The sequence below is a fragment of the Streptomyces sp. NPDC006923 genome (assembly GCF_040635655.1).
Classification (GTDB): domain Bacteria; phylum Actinomycetota; class Actinomycetes; order Streptomycetales; family Streptomycetaceae; genus Streptomyces.
Genome location: NZ_JBEYIF010000017.1, coordinates 112611 through 131809 on the forward strand (window position 1 = coordinate 112611; position 19199 = coordinate 131809).

At 68.5% G+C, this 19199-nt stretch carries 15 protein-coding genes; 5 read left to right on the forward strand and 10 right to left on the reverse strand.

All coding sequences use genetic code 11. The features are described 5' to 3' along the window. The first annotated feature begins 436 nt into the window (after positions 1 to 436). Positions 437 to 1639: a LacI family DNA-binding transcriptional regulator gene (locus ABZ707_RS27740; RefSeq protein WP_360180045.1), complete on the forward strand. Its 1203-nt coding sequence runs from the start codon at positions 437 to 439 to the stop codon at positions 1637 to 1639. 31 nt (positions 1640 to 1670) lie between these two features. Here ABZ707_RS27740 and ABZ707_RS27745 read toward each other — a convergent pair whose 3' ends face one another. Then, on the reverse strand, positions 1671 to 3011 hold the full coding sequence (locus ABZ707_RS27745) for an ROK family transcriptional regulator (protein WP_360180047.1): 1341 nt from the start codon (positions 3009 to 3011) through the stop codon (positions 1671 to 1673). Between the two features lie 142 nt (positions 3012 to 3153). On the opposite strand from ABZ707_RS27745, the gene ABZ707_RS27750 reads away from it, so the two are divergent. The 4 genes from ABZ707_RS27750 to ABZ707_RS27765 are packed head-to-tail and all read left to right on the forward strand — an operon-like array spanning position 3154 to position 7699. Continuing rightward, a complete protein-coding gene (locus ABZ707_RS27750) occupies positions 3154 to 4464 on the forward strand; it encodes a sugar ABC transporter substrate-binding protein (protein ID WP_360180049.1) in 1311 nt (436 codons plus the stop codon). Positions 4465 to 4474: 10 nt separating this feature from the next. Further along, a complete protein-coding gene (locus tag ABZ707_RS27755) occupies positions 4475 to 5482 on the forward strand; it encodes a sugar ABC transporter permease (protein WP_360180051.1) in 1008 nt (335 codons plus the stop codon). Further along, positions 5475 to 6335 (forward strand): carbohydrate ABC transporter permease, encoded by an 861-nt coding sequence (locus ABZ707_RS27760; protein WP_360180053.1) that lies wholly within the window; start codon positions 5475 to 5477, stop codon positions 6333 to 6335. Before ABZ707_RS27755 ends, ABZ707_RS27760 begins: the two co-directional genes overlap by 8 nt. 20 nt (positions 6336 to 6355) lie before the next feature. Continuing rightward, positions 6356 to 7699: a GH1 family beta-glucosidase gene (locus ABZ707_RS27765; protein ID WP_360180055.1), complete on the forward strand. Its 1344-nt coding sequence runs from the start codon at positions 6356 to 6358 to the stop codon at positions 7697 to 7699. A 163-nt stretch (positions 7700 to 7862) separates the two neighbouring features. Here the strand turns inward: ABZ707_RS27765 and ABZ707_RS27770 are convergent, their stop codons facing one another. From ABZ707_RS27770 to ABZ707_RS27810, 9 genes are all read right to left on the reverse strand, one after another. Further along, positions 7863 to 8759 carry a PfkB family carbohydrate kinase gene (locus tag ABZ707_RS27770; protein ID WP_360180111.1) on the reverse strand — a complete coding sequence of 299 codons (897 nt, stop codon included), beginning with the start codon at positions 8757 to 8759 and terminating at the stop codon, positions 7863 to 7865. Positions 8760 to 8797: 38 nt separating this feature from the next. After that, on the reverse strand, positions 8798 to 9787 hold the full coding sequence (locus tag ABZ707_RS27775) for a zinc-dependent alcohol dehydrogenase family protein (protein WP_360180057.1): 990 nt from the start codon (positions 9785 to 9787) through the stop codon (positions 8798 to 8800). Beyond that, positions 9787 to 10698, reverse strand: a complete 912-nt coding sequence (locus ABZ707_RS27780) for a carbohydrate ABC transporter permease (protein WP_360180059.1) — start codon at positions 10696 to 10698, stop codon at positions 9787 to 9789. The genes ABZ707_RS27775 and ABZ707_RS27780 overlap by 1 nt, the downstream gene beginning before the upstream one ends. Then, positions 10695 to 11651 (reverse strand): sugar ABC transporter permease, encoded by a 957-nt coding sequence (locus ABZ707_RS27785; RefSeq protein ID WP_360180113.1) that lies wholly within the window; start codon positions 11649 to 11651, stop codon positions 10695 to 10697. Before ABZ707_RS27785 ends, ABZ707_RS27780 begins: the two co-directional genes overlap by 4 nt. A 23-nt stretch (positions 11652 to 11674) precedes the next feature. After that, positions 11675 to 13033, reverse strand: coding sequence for a sugar ABC transporter substrate-binding protein (locus ABZ707_RS27790; protein ID WP_360180061.1), 1359 nt, complete (start codon positions 13031 to 13033; stop codon positions 11675 to 11677). A gap of 208 nt (positions 13034 to 13241) precedes the next feature. Beyond that, positions 13242 to 14003: a DeoR/GlpR family DNA-binding transcription regulator gene (locus ABZ707_RS27795; protein ID WP_360180063.1), complete on the reverse strand. Its 762-nt coding sequence runs from the start codon at positions 14001 to 14003 to the stop codon at positions 13242 to 13244. 385 nt (positions 14004 to 14388) lie between these two features. Beyond that, entirely contained in the window at positions 14389 to 16137 is a 1749-nt protein-coding gene (locus tag ABZ707_RS27800) for a discoidin domain-containing protein (RefSeq protein ID WP_360180065.1), read from the reverse strand. A 77-nt stretch (positions 16138 to 16214) separates the two neighbouring features. Next, positions 16215 to 17312 carry a DUF1996 domain-containing protein gene (locus ABZ707_RS27805; protein WP_360180067.1) on the reverse strand — a complete coding sequence of 366 codons (1098 nt, stop codon included), beginning with the start codon at positions 17310 to 17312 and terminating at the stop codon, positions 16215 to 16217. A 326-nt stretch (positions 17313 to 17638) separates the two neighbouring features. Continuing rightward, positions 17639 to 18775: a glycoside hydrolase family 19 protein gene (locus ABZ707_RS27810; RefSeq protein WP_360180069.1), complete on the reverse strand. Its 1137-nt coding sequence runs from the start codon at positions 18773 to 18775 to the stop codon at positions 17639 to 17641. Positions 18776 to 19199: the final 424 nt, after the last annotated feature.

Here is a 19199-nt window from a genome sequence, read left to right on the forward strand (position 1 = left end):
GGCCCGCCCTCCGGCCGCTCTCGGAACTCAGCGTGCCATCCCCGGCCCCGGCGCGCCGCCAGAACGGCGGATTGGCCGCCATTGACAGGGCCCGCGCCCTCCGGAGAGCCTGTGCGGGGGCGCTGGGAGAGCGCTCTCCCAGTGAGCGGTCCGGGGTGACCAGGGACCGGCATGACCGGGGACGAGATCGGCCATCCGCCGGGGAGACCGGCTCTCCGGCCGAAGGTGCGGGCGCCGGCCGGAGCGAGCGACTGGCGTACACACGCCGGACCGGCCGGCGGGCTCGGCGCGGTCACCGGGTGATTTCGCGCTGTTCGGAGGCCGTTTCGGCCGGCGATCCGCCGCTCGCCGCGACCGCCGTCCGGCCGGCGACATCACCGCGCTCACCTGGGCCAACCACGGAGAGCGCTCTCCCTTCATACTGTAAATTGGGGACATGACGGAAGATCTGCGACCGGCCGGCGCACCCACCCTGGAGGATGTGGCGCGGGCGGCCGGTGTCTCGCGTGCCACGGTCTCGCGAGTGATCAACGGCGTCCGCAATGTCGACGCCGTGATACAGGAGTCCGTGCGGAAGGCGGTGGCCGAGACCGGCTACACACCCAATCGCGCGGCCCGCTCGCTGGTCACCCGCCGCACCGACGCGATCGCCCTGGTGGTCTCGGGGGCCGGAGACGAGCCGGCCCCGGAGGACCCCGGCGGCCCGGACTCCTCAGAAACCTCACACACCAAACACCCCAATAAGCCCAACAACCCTGGCGATCCAGGCAAGCCGGGCAATGAGAGCAAAAGCCACAAGAGCGGCACCGGGCAGTCCGAAGGCCGGGGCGAGCACACCGGCGGGAGCTTCACCGCGCAGGTCTTCGCCGATCCGTTCTTCGGACGCGTGGTGACCGGGGTCGTCAACTACCTCCGCCCGCACGGTATGTATCCCGTGCTGATGTTCGCCGAGACCTCCCGCGCCCGCGAGGAGGTCGTCTCCTATCTCCGCCAGGGAAATGTCGACGGCGCGCTGGTCGTGTCCACCCATGGCGAGGATCCGCTGCCCGCGCTCATCACGGAGGCCGGGCTGCCCGCGGTGCTGTACGCCCGCCCGGCCCGGCCGGTGCGGATCAGCTATGTGGACCTCGCGCACCAGGACGGCGCCCGGCTGGCCGCCGATCATCTGCTGGCGCGCGGCTGCCGGCGGATCGCCACGATCGCCGGCCCGCTGGACGTCCCGGCCGGCCAGGACCGGCTGACGGGTTTCCGCGACACGATGGCGCGCCGGGGTCACCCGTACATCCCTGTCGCCGAGGGGCGGTTCACCCAGGAGAGCGGGGAGGCCGCCATGGAAACGCTGCTGGCCGAGCACCCCGATCTGGACGGCGTCTTCGCGGCCAATGACCTGATGGCGGTCGGCGCCTGTCATGTACTGCGGGAGCACGGCAAGCGGGTGCCCGAGGATGTCGCGGTGATCGGATTCGACGACAGCAGCGCGGCCGCGACCTGCCGGCCGCCGCTGACGACGATCAGACAGCCGGTGGAGGACATGGCGGCCGAGATGGTCCGGCTGCTGCTGGACCGGCTCTCCGACGCCGACCGGGGGGTCACGTCCGTGATCTTCGAACCCGTGCTGGTGGTGCGCGACTCGGCCTGAGATCCCGCCGGTCCCGCCCGGCTCCGCCGGATCAGCCCGACGGCTCCCCCGCGGTCGCCGCGGGGCGCCGCCACCGCCCGGTCAGGGCCGCTCCGCCCGGCTCGGCGGGACCGGCGGGCCCGGGGACGCGCGGCCGGCTTCCCCCGCGCGCGAGAAACGCGGCGAGAGGCAGCGTGGCCGCGCCGACGGTGACCGCGTCGGGGCCGAGCTGCCCCAGCTCGATGGTGGTACGTCCGGCCGCGTGGCTGAGCGCGTACGCCTCCGCGTGACGCCGGATCGCCGGCAGCAGGTGCGGGCCGATCAGCAGACCGGCCCAGCCGCCCAGCAGGATGCGCTCGGGCAGGAAGAGGTTGATCAGATCGGCGACCGCCGCGCCCAGGCATTCTGCCGTGTCGTCGAGGAGGGAGACCGCCACCGGGTCGGGCCTGACCCCCTCCTCCGAGGGGAAGGCCGCCTCCAGCAGCGCGGCCAGCGCCGTCTCGTCGTCCGCGTCGTCCGGGAGCGGCCCGCCCGCCTCGTACCAGCGCTCGCGCAACGCCTCCGCTCCGGCGTACGCCTCCAGGCAGCCGATGGCGCCGCAGCGGCAGCGGCGCCCGCGCATGTGCACGGTGGTGTGGCCCCATTCGAGCGCGCTGCCGCGCCCGCTCTCCTCGACCAGCGCGCCGCCGTGGATGACGCTCGCGCCGACGCCGGAGCCGATGAGCGCGATGGCCGCCGCCCCGGATCCGCGACCGCCGCCGAACCACATCTCGGCCTGTCCCAGGGTCTTGGCACCGTTGTCAATGAACAGAGGTACCCCGGCGGGCACTTCCACGACATCGCGGAGGAGCCTCTCGAACGGTACCGCGCTCCAGCCGATGGTCTGACCATGGACGACGGCTCCGTGCGGGCCACCGTTCTCGATGATGCCGGGGACGCCGATGCCGATGCCGAGGAGCTGCTCAGGGTCGGCGCCCGCATCACGGAGCACGTCGGCGACACCGGTTCGGACATGGGAGACGATGCGCTCGACATCGTAGCCGTGCTGGGCCAGCAGTCGCTCGGTGCGGGCCAGCTCGGTGAGGGACAGATCGAACAGCTCGACACGGACCCGGGTTTCCCCGATGTCGATGCCGATGAGCAGGCCGCCGTCCGGGGCGACACGCAGCAGGGTACGGGGGCGGCCACCGTCGGAATCGACGACTCCGGCCTCTTCGAGGAGGCCCTCCGCGGCGAGCTCCGCAACGACGTTGCTGATGGAACCTGAACTCAGACCGGTCGCTGCTCCGAGCTCCTGGCGGCTCAGCGGACCGTCGAAATACAACCGTTGCACAACCCTTGCCCGGTTGCCCCGTCGCAGGTCACGCACCGTACGTCTGTTGCGTTCTGCCATGATGCTCCTTCCGTGGACGCAACATACCCCGGCCTCAGACCTTGACGCGACCTTCTCTCACCTCTTAAATCACGTCATAAATTAAGTCATGGAGGCCGTTCGACTCTCGAACGCTGCCACCCCCGGAAAGGGGCCACCTCACATGCGCAGAACCAGAGCCGCAGCAGCAGTCACCATCGTCAGTGCCCTCGCAGCCGTCACCGCCGGATGCGGTGGCGGTTCGTCTGACAATGGCAGCAACGAATCACCGAAGACCCTCACCTACTGGGCGTCCAACCAGGGCCCCAGCGTCGAGGCGGACAAGAAGATACTCACGCCCGAACTCAAGAAGTTCGAGCAGCAGACCGGCATCAAGGTCAAGCTCGAGGTCATCCCGTGGTCGGATCTGCTCAACCGGATCCTCGCCGCCACCACCTCCGGCCAGGGCCCCGACGTCCTGAACATCGGCAACACCTGGTCGGCCTCCCTTCAGGCCACCGGCGCCCTGCTGCCGTGGGACCAGAAGAACTTCGACGCGATCGGCGGCCGGGACCGCTTCGTCGATTCCGCGGTCGCCGCGTCCGGTGCGGAGGGTCAGGACCCCGCAGCCGTGCCGCTGTACTCGCTGGCCTACGCGCTTTACTACAACAAGCAGATGTTCGCCGACGCGGGTATCTCGAAGCCCCCGGCCACCTGGGACGAGCTGGTCGCCGACGGCAAGAAGATCTCCAAGGACGACAAGTGGGCCCTCGGCGCCGAGGGCGGTAACCTGTCGAACAACATCCACCAGGTGTTTGTCCTCGGCAAGCAGCACGGAGCGGACTTCTTCGACAAGTCGGGCAAACCGACCTTTACTTCCGATGGCGCTGTCGCCGCTGTGAAGCAGTACGTCGACTTCATGGCCAAGGACAAGATCATCGCTCCGGGCAACGCGGAGTACGCCCAGAACCAGTCCCTCACGGACTTCGCCAAGGGCAAGACGGCCATGGTCCTGTGGCAGGCCGCGGCCTCGACCTTCGCCTCCCAGGGCATGAAGCCCGAGGACTGGGGCGTCGCGCCCGTTCCCGTCGCTTCGGGTGCGCCGGGCGCCGGCCAGAACATCAACTCGATGGTCGCCGGTATCAACATGGCGGTGTTCAAGAACACCAAGAACATCGACGGCGCCAAGAAGTTCGTGAAGTTCGTGACGAGCGACGAAGAGCAGAAGCTGCTCAACAAGACGTTCGGTTCCATCCCGCCGGTCAAGTCAGCCCAGGCCGACGCGGCGTTCTCCGCACCCGACCTGAAGGTCCTCCGCGACACGCTGGCCACCAGCGCCGCGCCGCTCCCGCAGGTCCCCACGGAGTCGCAGTTCGAGACGACGGTCGGTACGGCCGTCAAGGAGCTGTGGGCCGACGCCGCAGCCGGACGTCCGGTCACCACCGAGTCCGTCAAGGAACGCCTGAACAAGGCCCAGCAGCAAATGCAGCAGTGAGGCACACTCCATGACCGCCACCGTGACACCGAGCCGTGCGCACAAGGCGGGCAGCGGAGAGAACCGGGGCACTGGGGGTGCGCGGAAGAGGTTTCCGCGCATCCCCGACCGGATCCGCCAGGGCGGACTGCCCTATCTCCTGCTGCTGCCCGCAGTCGTACTCGAACTGCTCGTCCACCTGATCCCGATGATCATCGGGATCTGGGTGAGCTTCCGTCAGCTCACCCAGTTCTTCATCCGGAACTGGGGCAACGCCCCGTCCGCGGGGTTCGACAACTACAAGATCGCCATCGACTTCGACGCCCCGATCGGTCAGGCGCTGCTCCACTCGTTCCTGGTGACCTGCGCCTTCACCGTGATCTCCGTCGGGCTGTCGTGGCTGTTCGGTGTCACGGCGGCGATCATGCTGCAGGAGAACTTCCGCGGCCGGAGCATCCTGCGGACGATCTTCCTGGTGCCGTATGCCCTGCCCGTCTACGCCGCGGTCATCACCTGGGCATTCATGTTCCAGCACGACAACGGCATCATCAATCACGTCCTGCACGACCAGCTCGGGCTCACCGACAAGGCGTCGTTCTGGCTGATCGGCAACAACAGCTTCATCGCGCTGGTCGTCGTCTCCCTCTGGAAGTCCTGGCCGTTCGCGTTCCTGATGCTCATGGCCGCGCTGCAGAACATCCCGCGTGAGCTGTACGAGGCCGCCTCGATCGACGGAGCGGGCATCTGGCAGCAGATCCGCAAGATCACGCTGCCGTCGCTGCGCCCGGTCAACCAGGTGCTGGTGCTCGTCCTGTTCCTCTGGACGTTCAACGACTTCAACACGCCTTATGTGCTGTTCGGGAAGTCGGCGCCGGAGGCCGCGGACCTGATCTCCATCCACATCTACCAGTCGTCGTTCGTGACCTGGAACTTCGGCACCGGCTCCGCGATGTCCGTACTGCTGCTGCTCTTCCTGCTGCTCGTCACGGCCGTCTATCTGCTGGTCACCTCCCGCGGAAGGAAGGGCTCCGATGTCTAGTGCCAGGTCTCCCATCGCACCGCCGCAGTCCTTCGTGTGGACGCGCCGTGTTGTCCTGACACTGCTGGCGATCTTCGCGCTGCTGCCGGTCTATGTGATGATCAGCAGCTCGCTGAAGCCGCTCCAGGACGTCTCCGGCAAGTTCCAGTGGTTCCCGACGAACTTCACCGTCCGGCCGTACTTCGACATCTGGAAGACGGTTCCGCTCGGCAAGTACTTCGTGAACTCGCTGATCGTGGCGGGTTCCGCGACGGTGCTCTCCGTGGTGATCGCGGTGTTCGCCGCGTACGCCGTGAGCCGCTACCGCTTCCGCGGCAAGCGGGTCTTCACCGTGACGGTGCTCTCCACCCAGATGTTCCCGGGCATCCTCTTCCTGCTCCCGCTGTTCCTCATCTTCGTCAACATCGGGAACACCACGGGCATCGAGCTGTACGGCTCGCGCGGCGGACTGATCCTCACCTATCTGACGTTCTCGCTGCCCTTCTCCATCTGGATGCTGATCGGATACTTCGACTCCATCCCGAAGGAACTGGACGAGGCCGCTCTGGTGGACGGCAACGGCCCGCTCGGAGCGCTCTTCAGGGTGGTGGTGCCGGCCGCGGTTCCCGGCATCGTCGCCGTCGCCGTCTACGCGTTCATGACGGCCTGGGGCGAGGTCCTCTTCGCCTCCGTCATGACCAACGACGACACCCGCACCCTCGCCGTCGGTCTGCAGGGCTACGCCACGCAGAACGACGTCTACTGGAACCAGATCATGGCCGCGTCGCTGGTCGTCAGCGTGCCCGTCGTTGTCGGGTTCCTCTTCCTCCAGCGCTATCTTGTCGCCGGCCTGACCGCGGGCGCCGTCAAGTGACCACACCAGAAAGGCAGTCCGTGAACGACCTGAGCGCCCTCCCGCCAGATTTCACCTGGGGCGTCGCCACGGCCGCGTACCAGATCGAGGGAGCCGCGGCAGAGGACGGCCGCGCCCCCTCGATCTGGGACACGTTCTCCCACACGCCCGGCAAAATCGACAACAACGACAACGGCGATGTGGCCTGTGACCACTACCACCGGGTCCCCGAGGACATCGGTCTGATGAAGAAGCTGGGCGTCGACGCCTACCGCTTCTCGCTGGCCTGGCCCCGGATCGTGCCCGGTGGCGACGGCCCGGTGAACAAGGCCGGACTCGCTTTCTACGACCGGCTGGTGGACGGTCTGCTGGAAGCCGGCATCACCCCCTTCGCGACGCTCTACCACTGGGATCTGCCGCAGGCGCTCCAGGACCGGGGCGGCTGGCCGTCCCGGGACACCGCGGAGCACTTCGCCGCGTACGCCTCGGTCGTCGCCGAGCGTCTCGGCGACCGGGTGAAGGACTGGGCGACCCTCAACGAGCCGCTGTGCTCGTCGTGGATCGGTCACCTCGAAGGGACGATGGCGCCTGGTCTGAAAGACCTCACGGCCGCCGTGCGCACCTCGTACCACCTGCACCTCGGTCATGGCCTGGCCGTGCAGGCGATCCGCGCGGCCTCCTCGGACGCCCGGGTCGGCATCGTGAACAACCTCAGCCCGATCGAGCCGGCCAGCGACAGCGACGCGGACCGCGCCGCCGCCGTCCGGGCGGACGGCCACACCAACCGCTGGTGGATGGACCCGATCCTCGGCCGCGGCTACCCGCAGGACATGGTCGACCTGTACGGCGTGGAGCTGCCCGTACGCCCCGGCGACCTGGAGACCATCGCGGCGCCGCTGGACTGGCTGGGACTGAACTACTACTTCCGCCAGGTCGTCCGGGACGACCCGACAGGGCCCGCGCCCTTCGCCAAGCAGGTCGAGGTGGCCGGCCGCCACACCCACATGGGCTGGGAGGTGCACGCCGACGGTCTGGAGCAGCTTCTGCTCCGGCTGACCGAGGAGTACGGCGCGCGGCGGATCTACATCACCGAGAACGGCTCCGCCTACCCGGACGCCGTCCGGGCGGACGGCACCGTGGACGACCCGGAACGGGTCCGGTATCTGGAGGAGCACCTGGCGGCGTGCGCGCGGGCCGTGGAGAAGGGCGCTCCGCTGGCCGGTTACTTCGCCTGGTCGCTGATGGACAACTTCGAGTGGGCGTACGGCTACGACAAGCGGTTCGGTCTGGTCCACGTGGACTACGAGACGCAGCGCCGCACCATCAAGCGCAGCGGCCACCGCTACGCCGAGATCATCCGCGAGGCGTCCGCCAAGCGTTCCTAGAGCATCTCGCACGCACCCGGTGGGACGGGTCCTGCCGCGTCCCACCGGAGAACAGCCGGAGCCACCGCCCTTTCGGGGAAGGGCGGTGGCTCCGGCCTGTGGGGGGGGCGGTATCGGCCCGGTCCGTCCTGATCCGGTCCCGACCGCTGTGGTCTCCGCCCGGTCAGATCCGGGCCGGCATCGAGGGTTCCGTGCCCGTCTGGGCGCATACCGAGGCGGCCACCTGGGAGGCGAAGCCCAGCATCGCCTCCACCTGGTCGCGCGGCAGCCGGTCCGGCCCGCCGTCGAGGTGCGCGCCGGTGGTGGTCAGCCAGTTGAGCACCCCGGCCATGAAGGCGTCACCCGCGCCGATCGTGTTGACCACGTCGACGGGCACCGCCGGCACGGACACCGGTTCGCCGGTTCGGGTGTAGGCCGTACTGCCCCGGGCGCCCCGGGTGAGCACCACGAGCCGGCCCTCCTCCGCCAGCCGCCGGCAGGTCTCGCCGGGCGCGCTGCCTGGCCAGAGCAGGGCCATGTCCTCGTCGCTGGCCTTGATCACATGTGCCAGGGAGCAGAGGTCACGCAGCCGGCGCGCGCTCCGCTCCGGATCGAGTGTGCGGTCCTCGCGCACATTGGGGTCCACCACCAGCAGGGAGCGTTCGGCGCCGGCGCGGGCGGTGGCCGCGACGGCTTCGGCGGCCGGTTCGACGACCGCCGCGAGCCCGCCCACGTACACCGCGCCGAACCGGTCCACGTCCGCGGCGCGGTCCGCCAGCCGGAAGGTCGCCGTGTCCTGGAGGTGGAAGTGGTAGCCCGTGCTGTCCGGGCCCGGGTCGGCGACCGCGAGCGCCGTGGGCAGCGGCGAGCGCGCGCACAGGCCGAGTTCCGTGCCGGCGGAGACCAGCCGCCGCTCGATGGCACGGGCGAAGCCGTCGCCGCCGAGCGCCCCGGCGAACCAGCTCGGTGTGGCGAGCCGGGCCAGTCCCGCAGCCACATTGGCGGGGGCGCCGCCGGGCTGGGCGCGGTGGGTCTCCGGATCGTCCGCCGACGGGACGAGATCGATCAGCGCCTCCCCCATCACCAGGACGGGCCGCCGTCCCGCGCGCGGGTCAGCGGTCACGGCTCGACCACGATCTTGCGGCCCTGGCCCGCCTTGAACCGGTCGATCGCCTGGGGGTACTGCTCCAGCGGCAGCCGGTCGCTGATGAAGACCGCGGGGTCGAGCACACCGGTGGCGAACAGCGCGGCGGCCCGCTCGTAGCTGTGCAGCACCGCCATGGAGCCGGTGATGGTGATCTCCTGGTTGTAGATGCGGTACGGCTCGATGACCGCGGTCGTGGCGTAGTCCGCGACGCCGAACTGGAGGAAGGTGCCTCCCTTGGCGACCCGGCCGAGGCCGTCCTGGATCGCCCCCGCGTTACCGGTGGCGTCGATGACGACGTCCCAGCCGCCGGGCCTGTCGAACTCCTCGGCCGAGGCCGCGGAGCGCGAGCAGCCGAGCTTGGCGGCGGTCGCCAGCCGCTCCGGGTTGATGTCCAGGATGTCGACGCCGGCCGCTCCGGTGCGCTTGGCGAGTTCCAGCATCATCAGGCCCATCGTGCCGGAGCCGTAGATCAGTACCTCGGCGCCGAGGGTGGAGCTGAGGACGTCGTACCCGCGGACCGCGCAGGACAGCGGCTCGATCAGCGCCGCGTCCCGCACATCGATGTGATCGGGCAGGCGCACGCAGTTGGCCACGGGCGCGACGGCGAACTCGGCCGCACCGCCCGGCTCGGTCACCCCGATGGCGGCCCACCGGTCGCAGAGGTTTCCCCGTCCGGCCCGGCAGTAGCGGCATTCGTGGCAGTGCAGTGAGGGATCGACGGCGACCCGGTCACCCACGGACAGTTCGGTGACCTCCGAGCCGATGCCCACGATCTCACCGGCGAACTCATGACCGGGCACGATCGGCAGGGTGGGCGCGAACTCGCCCTGGAGGATGTGCAGATCGGTACCGCAGAGCCCGCACGCGGCGACGGAGACGACCACGTCCCGGGGGCCCGGGGTGGGGTCGGGGACCGTGGCCACGGTGACCTTGCCGGGGGCTTCGACGATCGCTGCCCTCATTATTTAACAGCTCCAAGGGAAAGGCCCTGGACAAGTTTGTCCTGGGCTGCGAAGCCGGCGGCGAGCACCGGCAGGGACACGACGACGGACGCGGCGCACAGTTGGGCGAGGAAAAGCCCCTGGCTGGTGACGAAGCCCGTCAGGAAGACTGGAGCGGTCTGGGCCGTCACCCCGGTGAGCACCCGGGCGAAGAGCAGTTCGTTCCAGCTGAAGATGAAGCAGATCAGCGCGGTGGCCGCGATGCCCGGCGCCGCCACGGGGGCGACCACCCGGGCCAGGACGGTCGGCAGCCGGGCCCCGTCCACCTGCGCGGCCTCGATGATGGAGACCGGCACGTCCGCGAGGAAGGACTGCATCATCCATACCGCGATCGGCAGGTTCATCGAGGTGTAGAGGATGACGAGCAGCCAGATGTTGTCCAGCATCCCGATGTTCTTCGCGAAGAGGTACACGGGCAGCAGACCGGCCACGACGGGCAGCATCTTGGTGGAGAGGAAGAAGAACATCACGTCCGTCCACTTCTCCACGCGCTTGATGGAGAGGGCGTACGCCGCCGGCAGGGCCAGGACGAGCACGAACAACGTGGAGAAGAGCGACGCGGTCAAGGAGTTGATCAGCGGTGGCCAGGGGCTCGCCCCGCCCCCGGCGCCGAAGAACACCCGGTAGCTGTCGAGTGTGAGGCCCGCCGCGAACGACGGCGGATTGGTCGCCGCGTCCGCCTCGGAGTGGAAGGACGTGAGCAGCATCCACAGCGCCGGCAGGCAGAAGACGATGCCGACGATCCAGGCCAGCAGGCCCAGTCCGGCGGAGCGCCGCCTGGCCCGCCGGGCGGCGGGTGCGTACGGATCGAGGCGGCGGCGCGCCGCCGGGGCGGTGGTCGCCGGGATCCGCGTGACGGAGTCGGTGCTCATGCGCGGCTCGCCTCCTCACTGAAGAGGGACGAGACAACCCGCAGGGCGAAGGTCGCGATCACGATGGTGCCGATCACGACGACCACTCCCGCCGCGGAGGCCAGTCCGTATTCGTGAGCCTGGTAGAAGGTCTGATAGATGGTGTAGGGGAGGTTCGCGGTGCCCAGCCCGCCGGAGGTGAGGGTGAACACCGCGTCGAAGTTCTGCACGATGTAGATCGAGCCGAGCAGGATGCCGAGCTCCAGATAGCGGCGCAGGTGCGGCAGGGTCAGATACCGGAACATCTGCCAGGCGGTCGCGCCGTCCAGCCGCGCGGCCTCCATCATCTCGGCGGGCCGGCTCTGCAGTCCGGCGAGCAGGATGAGCATCATGAACGGTGTCCACTGCCAGACGAGGGACGCCTCGACCGCCATCAGCGGCATGTCCGAGATCCAGTCGGGCTGGCCGGGCGCGGAGTCCCCGAACAGTCCGGTGAACCAGGCCCACCCCCCGTTCAGCAGGCCGTACTCGGGGTTGTAGAGCGCGTGCTTCCACAGCAGCGCCGCCGAGACCGGGACCAGCAGGAACGGCGTGATGAGCAGGGTGCGGACAAAACCACGGCCCCGGAATTTACGGTCCAGCAGCAGAGCGAGCAGCAGCCCCAGCACCACGCTGACGATGACGACGGTCGCGGTGAGCAGCACGGTGGTGACCACCGAGTCGCGCAGCGAGGCATCGGTGAACACGGATCCGTAGTTGCCGAGCCCGGCGAAGGAGCGCTCGTCGGGAGCGAGCGAGTTCCAGTCGAAGAGCGAGATCACCAGTGTGGCCACAAAGGGGAGCTGGGTGACCGCGACCAGGAAGACCAGGGCGGGCAGCAGGGGCGCCCTGGTGGCCCAGGCGCGTGCCCGTCCCGGAGTCCCCCGGCCGGCCCGCCGCTGCGGGGAGGGGCGCGACGCGCCGGCCGGGGACAGTGAGGGGGTAGGGACGGAGGTGCTCACCGCTGCTCCTCGGCGACCTTCTCGGCGAGCCCCTGCGAGATCTTCAGCGCCTCGGCGACGGACTTCTTGCCCGCGATGGCCGCGCTGATCTCCTGGGAGACCTTGGTGCCCAGGTCCGTGAACTCCGGGATGTCGACGAACTGGATGCCGACGGTCGGGCGCGGCTGGGTGCCCGGGTCACGCGGATTGGCGTTGGCGATGGCTTCCTTGGTCACCTCGGCGAAGGCGCTCGCGTCCTTGAGGTAGTCGGGGTTGGCGTAGGTCGAGGCGCGCTTTCCGGCGGGCACATTGGCCCAGCCGATCTTCTCGCCGACGAGGTTCTCGTACTCCTTGCTGGAGGCCCAGGAGATGAACTTCCACGCGCTCTCGGTCTTGCTGGAGGCCTTCTGCATGCCCCAGGCCCAGGTGTAGAGCCAGCCGGAGCTGTCCGTCTTCTCCACGGGCGCCGGCACATAGCCGATCTTGCCCTTGACCGGTGAGCCGGCGGCTTCCAGCGAGCCCGCGCCGGCGGTCGCGTCGTACCACATGGCCGTCTTGCCCTGCGTCATGTTGTTGAGGCACTCGGCGTAGCCGGACTGGGGCGCGCCGGCCTCGCCGTGCTTGCGGACCAGGTCGACATAGAACTGGGTGGCCTTGGTGAATTCGGGCGAGGTGAGCCGCGCCTGCCAGTCCTTGGTGAACCAGGTGCCGCCCATGGTGTTGACGACGGTGGTCAGCGGCGCGATGACCTCGCCCCAGCCGGGCAGTCCGCGCAGACAGATGCCCTTCATCCCGCTCTGCGCGCCGTCCGCCTTGGCGGCGAGATCGGCGACCTGCTGCCAGGTCGGTTTGGCGGGCATCTTCAGGTTCTTGGCGTCGAAGACGTCCTTGCGGTACATGAGGAAGGACGACTCGCCGTAGAAGGGTTCGGCGTAGAGCTTGCCGTCCTCCGCGGTGAGCGACTCCTGCAGCGGCTTGAGGATGTCGCCCTGGTCGAAGGCCTTGTCCTTGGCCGTGTACTCGTCGAGCGAGTGCAGCCAGCCGTTCTTCGCGTAGAACGGCACCTCGAAGTTGCTGATGGTGGCGACGTCGTACTGGCCGGCCTGGTTGGAGAAGTCCTGAGTGATCTTGTCGCGGACGTCGTTCTCCGGCAGGACGGTGAAGTTGACCTTGATGCCGGTCTCCTTCGTGAAGTTGTCCGCGGTCAGCTTCTGCAACTCGATCATCTGCGGGTTGTTCACCATGAGCACGTTGAGGGTTTCGTCCCCTCCGGAGGAGGCGCCGCCCGCGCCGCTGCAGCCGGCGAGCAGGGCCGCCAGTCCCGCGGTCGCGCCCAGGCGTACACGGATTCCGCGTCGTCGTTGCTGGAGTGGCATGAGATTCTCCTGATCATTCGTTGGCTCAAAAACCTGAGAGATTTGAGGGTTTTTCGGGTTCTGTGATGTTGATGAAGCTGGGGGTGTTTGTACGGGTTCGCGTGGAGTGTGCGAGGTTCTGGGACGTCCCTGCCCCGCCTCCCGGCCGGCAGGACGGCCGGCGGTGCCGGAGTGGGGCCCGGGGCGCACGGGAGGGGTGGGACGGGACTCAGACGCGAATGACTTGCGGTCCGAGAAGCGAGTAGCGCTGGGCCTCGGCCGAGGGCAGCCCCGCGTCCGTGACGATGGATTCGAAATCCCCGACCTCGGCGAAGCGGCAGAAGCTGACCGCGCCGAACTTCGTATGGATTCCGGCGAAGACCCGGCGGCGGGCGCTGCGCATCGCCTGTGCCTTCACTTCGCTGACGGCCGGATCCGGGGTGGTCAGGCCGTATTCGCGGGAGATGCCGTTCGCTCCGACATACGCCAGGTCGATGACGAACTCGGAGAGCATACGGGTGGTCCAGTGGTCGACCGTGGCCATCGTGGAGCCGCGCACCCGGCCGCCGAGCAGCAGTACGGCGATCTTCTCCGCGTCGGCGAGTCCGGTCGCCACGGCGAGGGACGCGGTGACCACGGTCAGCGGCCGGTCCCTGGGCAGGGCCTCGGCGACGAGCTGGGGGGTGAAGCCCTCGTCGACGAAGACCGTTTCCGCGTCACCGAGGAGATCGGCGGCGGCCGCCGCGATCCGGGACTTCTGGGGTACGAGCCGGGTCGTCCGTACCGCGAGGGTCGTCTCGAAGCCGGCGCTCTCCACCGGATAGGCGCCGCCGTGGGTGCGCCGCACCAGCCCGTGCTCCTCCAGGACATGCAGGTCACGCCGGACGGTCTCCTTGGCCACGCGGAGTCTTCCGGCCAGCGCGGTGACTTCCACTGACCCGTCACGTCGGGCGATCTCAAGGATTTCTCGTCGGCGTTCGTCGGTGTCCACGACACACTTCCCTGCTTTGCTGCGGCTCAGCACCCGTTCGGGCTCATGCGTCGTTTGTACAAGCAAGGGACCGGCCACGACCAGGCTCTTCGCAACATCGACTGTGCCCGTTCATGCCCGTTTTGCCAAGACCGTCTGCCCTGGTCACCACGGCGATCCAGGGCGCCGCCGTACGCGCCACTGCCCGATTGGCACCAACCGGCGCCCGATCGGCGCCCGGTGCGGTACATGTTTTCGGCCCGGTCGGAGCCGGCGGGAGGGCCCGCTCGGACCGGGCCGGCTCCCCGGAACAGCAGAAATCCGCGGCGGGCCACGAACGCACATGGCCCGCCGCGGACCGCTGTGCCGCGCCGACAGCGGGGAGGGGACGGCGCGGCACCCGAGCTCAGCTGTAGACGCCGAACTCGTAGAGCGAATATCCCCAGGGGGTGCCGCGCACGGTCGCGTTCACCCTGACATAGCGGGCATTTCCGGCGACATCGAGATCATCGATCCCGCCGTTGCCGTCGGTGACGGTCCGCAGAGTGGTCCAGTCCACGCCGTTGTCGGAGGTCTGAAGGGTGTAGTTCTTGGCGTACGCCGTCTCCCAGGCGAGCTGGACATGGCGGAACGCGGTCTTGCCGCCGAGGTCGACCTGGACCCACTGCGGGTCGCTCCAGTCGCTCGCCCAGCGGGTGTCGAGCGACCCGTCCACCGCGTTGCCCGCGACGCAGGGACAGCCCGTGCCGGTGGGCTGCGAGGTGGACGCCGTGGCCGGCTTGCCCCTGGCGACATTGGTCCCGCCGACCGGCGGCGGCACCACCTTGAACGACTTGGTCTCGATGCCGACATTGCCCTTTCCGTCGGTGGCCTTGATGTAGACCTTCCATACGCCGAGCCGGTCGGGGGCGGTCACCTTGAACGTCCCGCCGCCCTGCGCGGTGAAGGGCACCTCCGTCAACTGGCCGGAGTTGTCCAGGTACTTGCTGCCGAACAGCACCTGGTAGGAGAGCGGATCGCCGTCCGGGTCCGCGACCGCGGCGCGCACGGTGAACTCCCGGCCGGCCGGGACGGACGCGGCTCCGTCAACGGTCATCGAGGAGATCACCGGCGGTGTGTTGTCGCGCGAGGTGTCACCGCCGTAGGCCCTTTTGACCGCGTAGTACGAGAGCCGCTTCTGGCCCGCGGGCAGCAGATTGAACCAGACGCCACCGAAGTCGTACTCGGTGCCGTAGTGGAAGAGCGTCGCTCCGAGTGCCACCCCCCGGTGTCCGGTGACACAGCCCCAGGCATTGGTGTAGCCGGCCGCCTTCGCGGTGTCGGCGGGCTCGTCGGGTACGCCGTTGGCGTCGTTCGGCACCTCCCACTCACCGGCCGGACCGCCCTCGGTGACGATGTACGGCTTGGTGTAGCCGCCGGACTCCCAGGTCTGCCTGATGTTGCACACGTCGCCGTAGGAGTTCACCGCGTACAGATCCAGGTCGGGCGCGTTGCGCTTGTAGTAGGGCCACGCACCGGTCCACGCGTCGGTCGAGGTCACCGGGTGGTTGGGATCGACGGCGTGGATCTTCTTGGCGACCTCGTTGACGAAGGAGGTGTACGCGTCGCGCTGCTGCTCCAGCGCGGTCCCGCTGTAGCAGTTCTGCAGCCCGAGGACGGACTCGTTTCCGACGTTCCACATCAGCACGCCGGGGTGGTCCTTGTAGGTGTCCACCCACCGGGGGAACTCGGCGAGCATGTCGTTCTTGTACGTGGTGTCCGTGAGGTAGTTGACGCAGCCACCGCTGCCGGGGCCGCCGCCCGGCTGGAGCCAGAAGCCCGCGATGACCTTGACTCCGTTGGCGGAGGCCGCGTCCAGCAGCGGTCTGGTGGTGGCGTCGGTGCCCCAGGTCCGTACGGTGTTGGCGCCCATCGACTTGACGTCGGGCATGTAGCGCGCGGCGTCCGCCACGGCGGGCCCCCAGGTCAGGCCCTTGACCTGATAGGGCGCCCCGTCGACGGTGAGCTGCCAGTTTCCCTGCGACCCGGTGACCTTGACTACGCTGCCGGCCGCGTGCGCGGCCGGGGCCGGCAGGGCCACGGCGCCCGCCGCGAGCAGAGCGACAACGGCGAGCGGAGCCGCCGCGCGCCGCTTTCTGATGGCTGGTCGGTACATGAGGTGCTGTCTCCTCCGAAGGTGGGAGAGCGCTCTCCCGTACGGGGGTGAGAGGCCCGTACGGGAGAGCGCGCCGGTCAGGGCAGTTCGTAGTCCGCGTTGAGCGCGGCGCCTGCCTCGGGATGGGTCTGGTCGTAGCCCCGGGCGTCGCACTGGAGCGCCCCGACGACACAGTGCCGCACCAGGGCGTTCAGGGTGGCGTCGTCCCAGGCGTTGAAGAAGTCGTAGTGGAAGGAGTGTCCCGTCCCACTCGCCAGCCTGACCTGCGACATATCACCGTTGACGGGCCAGGCCATCTTGAACTCGATCATCGGCAGAGCCACCGGGTGGGAGGTGGGGCAGACATCCTGGTTGGCGCCCTGGGCGACCGGATAGGCCATGTGGCTCTGGTGATTGGGCGTGTCCAGATACTTTCCGTCCCAGCAACTGGGTGCCTGGAAGCGGAGGTTGAGCTGGACATCGGCGCTGGTGGGACAGGTCGCCGGGAATTCGGTGTTGTTGTACTGGTTCCCGCACTCCCAGCCCTCCACCCAGCCCGGGTGGTTGCGGAACTGCTCGGCCGACTGCGTGGGGCTGCCGACCACAAACCGCAGCCCCTTCGGGAACGGCCGTACGGTGCGGTAGTCCGTGACGCCGGACTTGTAGTAGATGGTCTGCGGACCGATGGGCCGGATCTCCTGGTTGCCCTTGTACAGGGTCGGCATCCAGTAGGCGGACTTGTCCCCCGGGGCCAGGCACGCCGTTCCGCCGCCGTTCAGTGAGGCCGTGGTGCTGTTGGCGGCGGTCGTGGTGTTGCCCATGAAGGTGTGGTCGTGCGAAGCGCCGGGCTGACCGGGGTAGACGATCGGGTCGTCGGGCCTGGTGTGCGAGACCGAGCAGTTCGCCTGGAACTCGTGGAAGTAGCGGTGCGGCGGAATCTCGGTGGACGGCACCACCCCGGTCACGGGCGGGTTCGCCGGGATGTATCCGTCGCCGTCGGGGTCGTCACCGAAGGCCACGGGGACGGCCGGGGCCATCTTGTGTCCCAGGTGCGCCGCGCCGGCCCGCGGCTCGGCGGCCTGGGCGGTGGCGGTGGTGGCGTCCGGGATCGCGGTGAGCCCGAAGGCCACCAGAGCCAGGGCTGCCGCGACGAGAAACGCGGACACCAGGGCGGTTCTGCGGAATCTATCGGCCATGCGGACCTCCATGCCGCTCTTCGTCCGCACACGTCGGGTGTGCGGTGGGGGGAGAGTGGAGCTGGACGGTGCACCGCGGAGAGCCGGATCCGTGATCGGCGGCGAAGCCGGGATTCCTTGGGAGAGCGCTCTCCAAAGCGGTGCCAGTGTTACGCCGACGCTGAGAGAGTGTCAATACTCTGTGAACGATCCCGCGCGGGCGAGCGCTGTCGCCGCTGCCCCGCGGCGCACCGATCCGCAGCCGGTCAGGAACGGCGTCCTCGCCCGCACACAGAAGTGCGCAGCCCCGGCAGGCCGGGACTGCGCACCAGTGATCGGGCGGAACGTCAGCAGCTCAGGTTGTTGCCCGGGGTGGTACCCAGGATCTGAACGAAGCGCTGATAGGCGTTGATACGGCTCTGCACCTGGGCGGGGTTCCTGCCGTCGCACTCCAGCGAGCCATTGATGCTGCGGATCGTCTGGCCGAAACCCGCTCCGTTGACCATGGCGTTGTGCGGCGTCATCGTGCCGGGACCGCTCTGGGTGTTCCAGTACCAGAGTCCGGTCTTCCAGGCCACCGAGGAGTCGTTCTGGACGAGCCAGGGGTTGTTCAGCAGGTCGATGCCGAGCGAGTCGCCCGCGGCCTTGTAGTTGAAGTTCCAGCTCAACTGGATCGGACCGCGGCCGTAGTACGCGGCCTGACCGGCCGGGCAGCCGTACGACTGGTTCGGGTCACAGTAGTGCGGGTAGTTCGCGGTGTTCTGCTCCACCACATGGACAAGACCACCGGTCTCGTGGTTGACGTTGGCCAGGAAGGCCGCCGCCTCCTGCCTCTTGACGGTGTCACTGCCCGTCTTGGCGAAGCCCGGGTACGCGCCCAGCGCGGCCACCAGACCGCTGTAGGAGTAGAAGGAGTTGCGGCTCGGGAACATCTGGTTGAACTGAGCCTCACTGACGATGAAGCTTCCCGGGTTCGAAGGAGGCGTGCTGCCACCCCTCGGCGCGTTCCACTTCTGGTTGGGCGCTCCGGTGCAGGTCCAGATCTGCAGACGTGCGCCATTGGCGGAGGTGTTGCCCGTGACGTCCAGGCACTTGTCGGCCGCCGGGTTGACGATGTCGTTGGCGGCGGAGACGACCCACTTCTGGTTGGCGCCCCCACCGCAGTCCCAGAGCTGGACGGTGGATCCATTGGCGGTACCGCGTTCGGTGATGTCGAGACACTTGCCCAGCGCGCGCAGGGTGCCGTCACCGGCGACGGTCCACTGCTGCGCGCCGGAGCCGTTGCAGTCGTAGAGCTGGACCGGTGTCCCGTTGGCGTTGCTGGCCGCGGCCACGTCCACGCACTTGCCGGCGAGACCGGTGATGCTGCCGACCGGGTCCGCGGCCGAGGCCGGCACGGTGACCAGGACAGACAAGAGAGCCGCCACGGCCAGCGTGACGGCGGAACGGACAAGCGTGAGACCTCTGAGCGAGATTCTTTTCATCTCTACTGAATTTTTCCCTTCACGTCATTGACTCCGGTTCAGATTCGAACCATTTGATGTGGAGAGCTGGTAATGACGCATTTGTGCCGTCACGCACCAATCTTCCGTTGATTTAACTGGCATTGGTCTAGACTTGTCAAGCATCTGACAAGTCGAGGGGCCCCTCGGAGCCCCATATCAACAGATCTGACGCATGCTCAGGCATGTTGCGGCGTTTGTTCGATAAATCAATAAATTACGGAATGCCCTTGTGGGCCGCCAGACGGCCGGGCGCCGTTCTGCCGGAAAGAAACGGCGGTCTCCGCGAGCCGATGACGGGGACAACCCCCAAGGCCCGAAGATCGGGACATGCCGCCCGCTCTCGGACCCTCGCGCTCGGGACGATCGCAGACGGACAGGCGGACGGACGGGGCGGTGCGCGGCG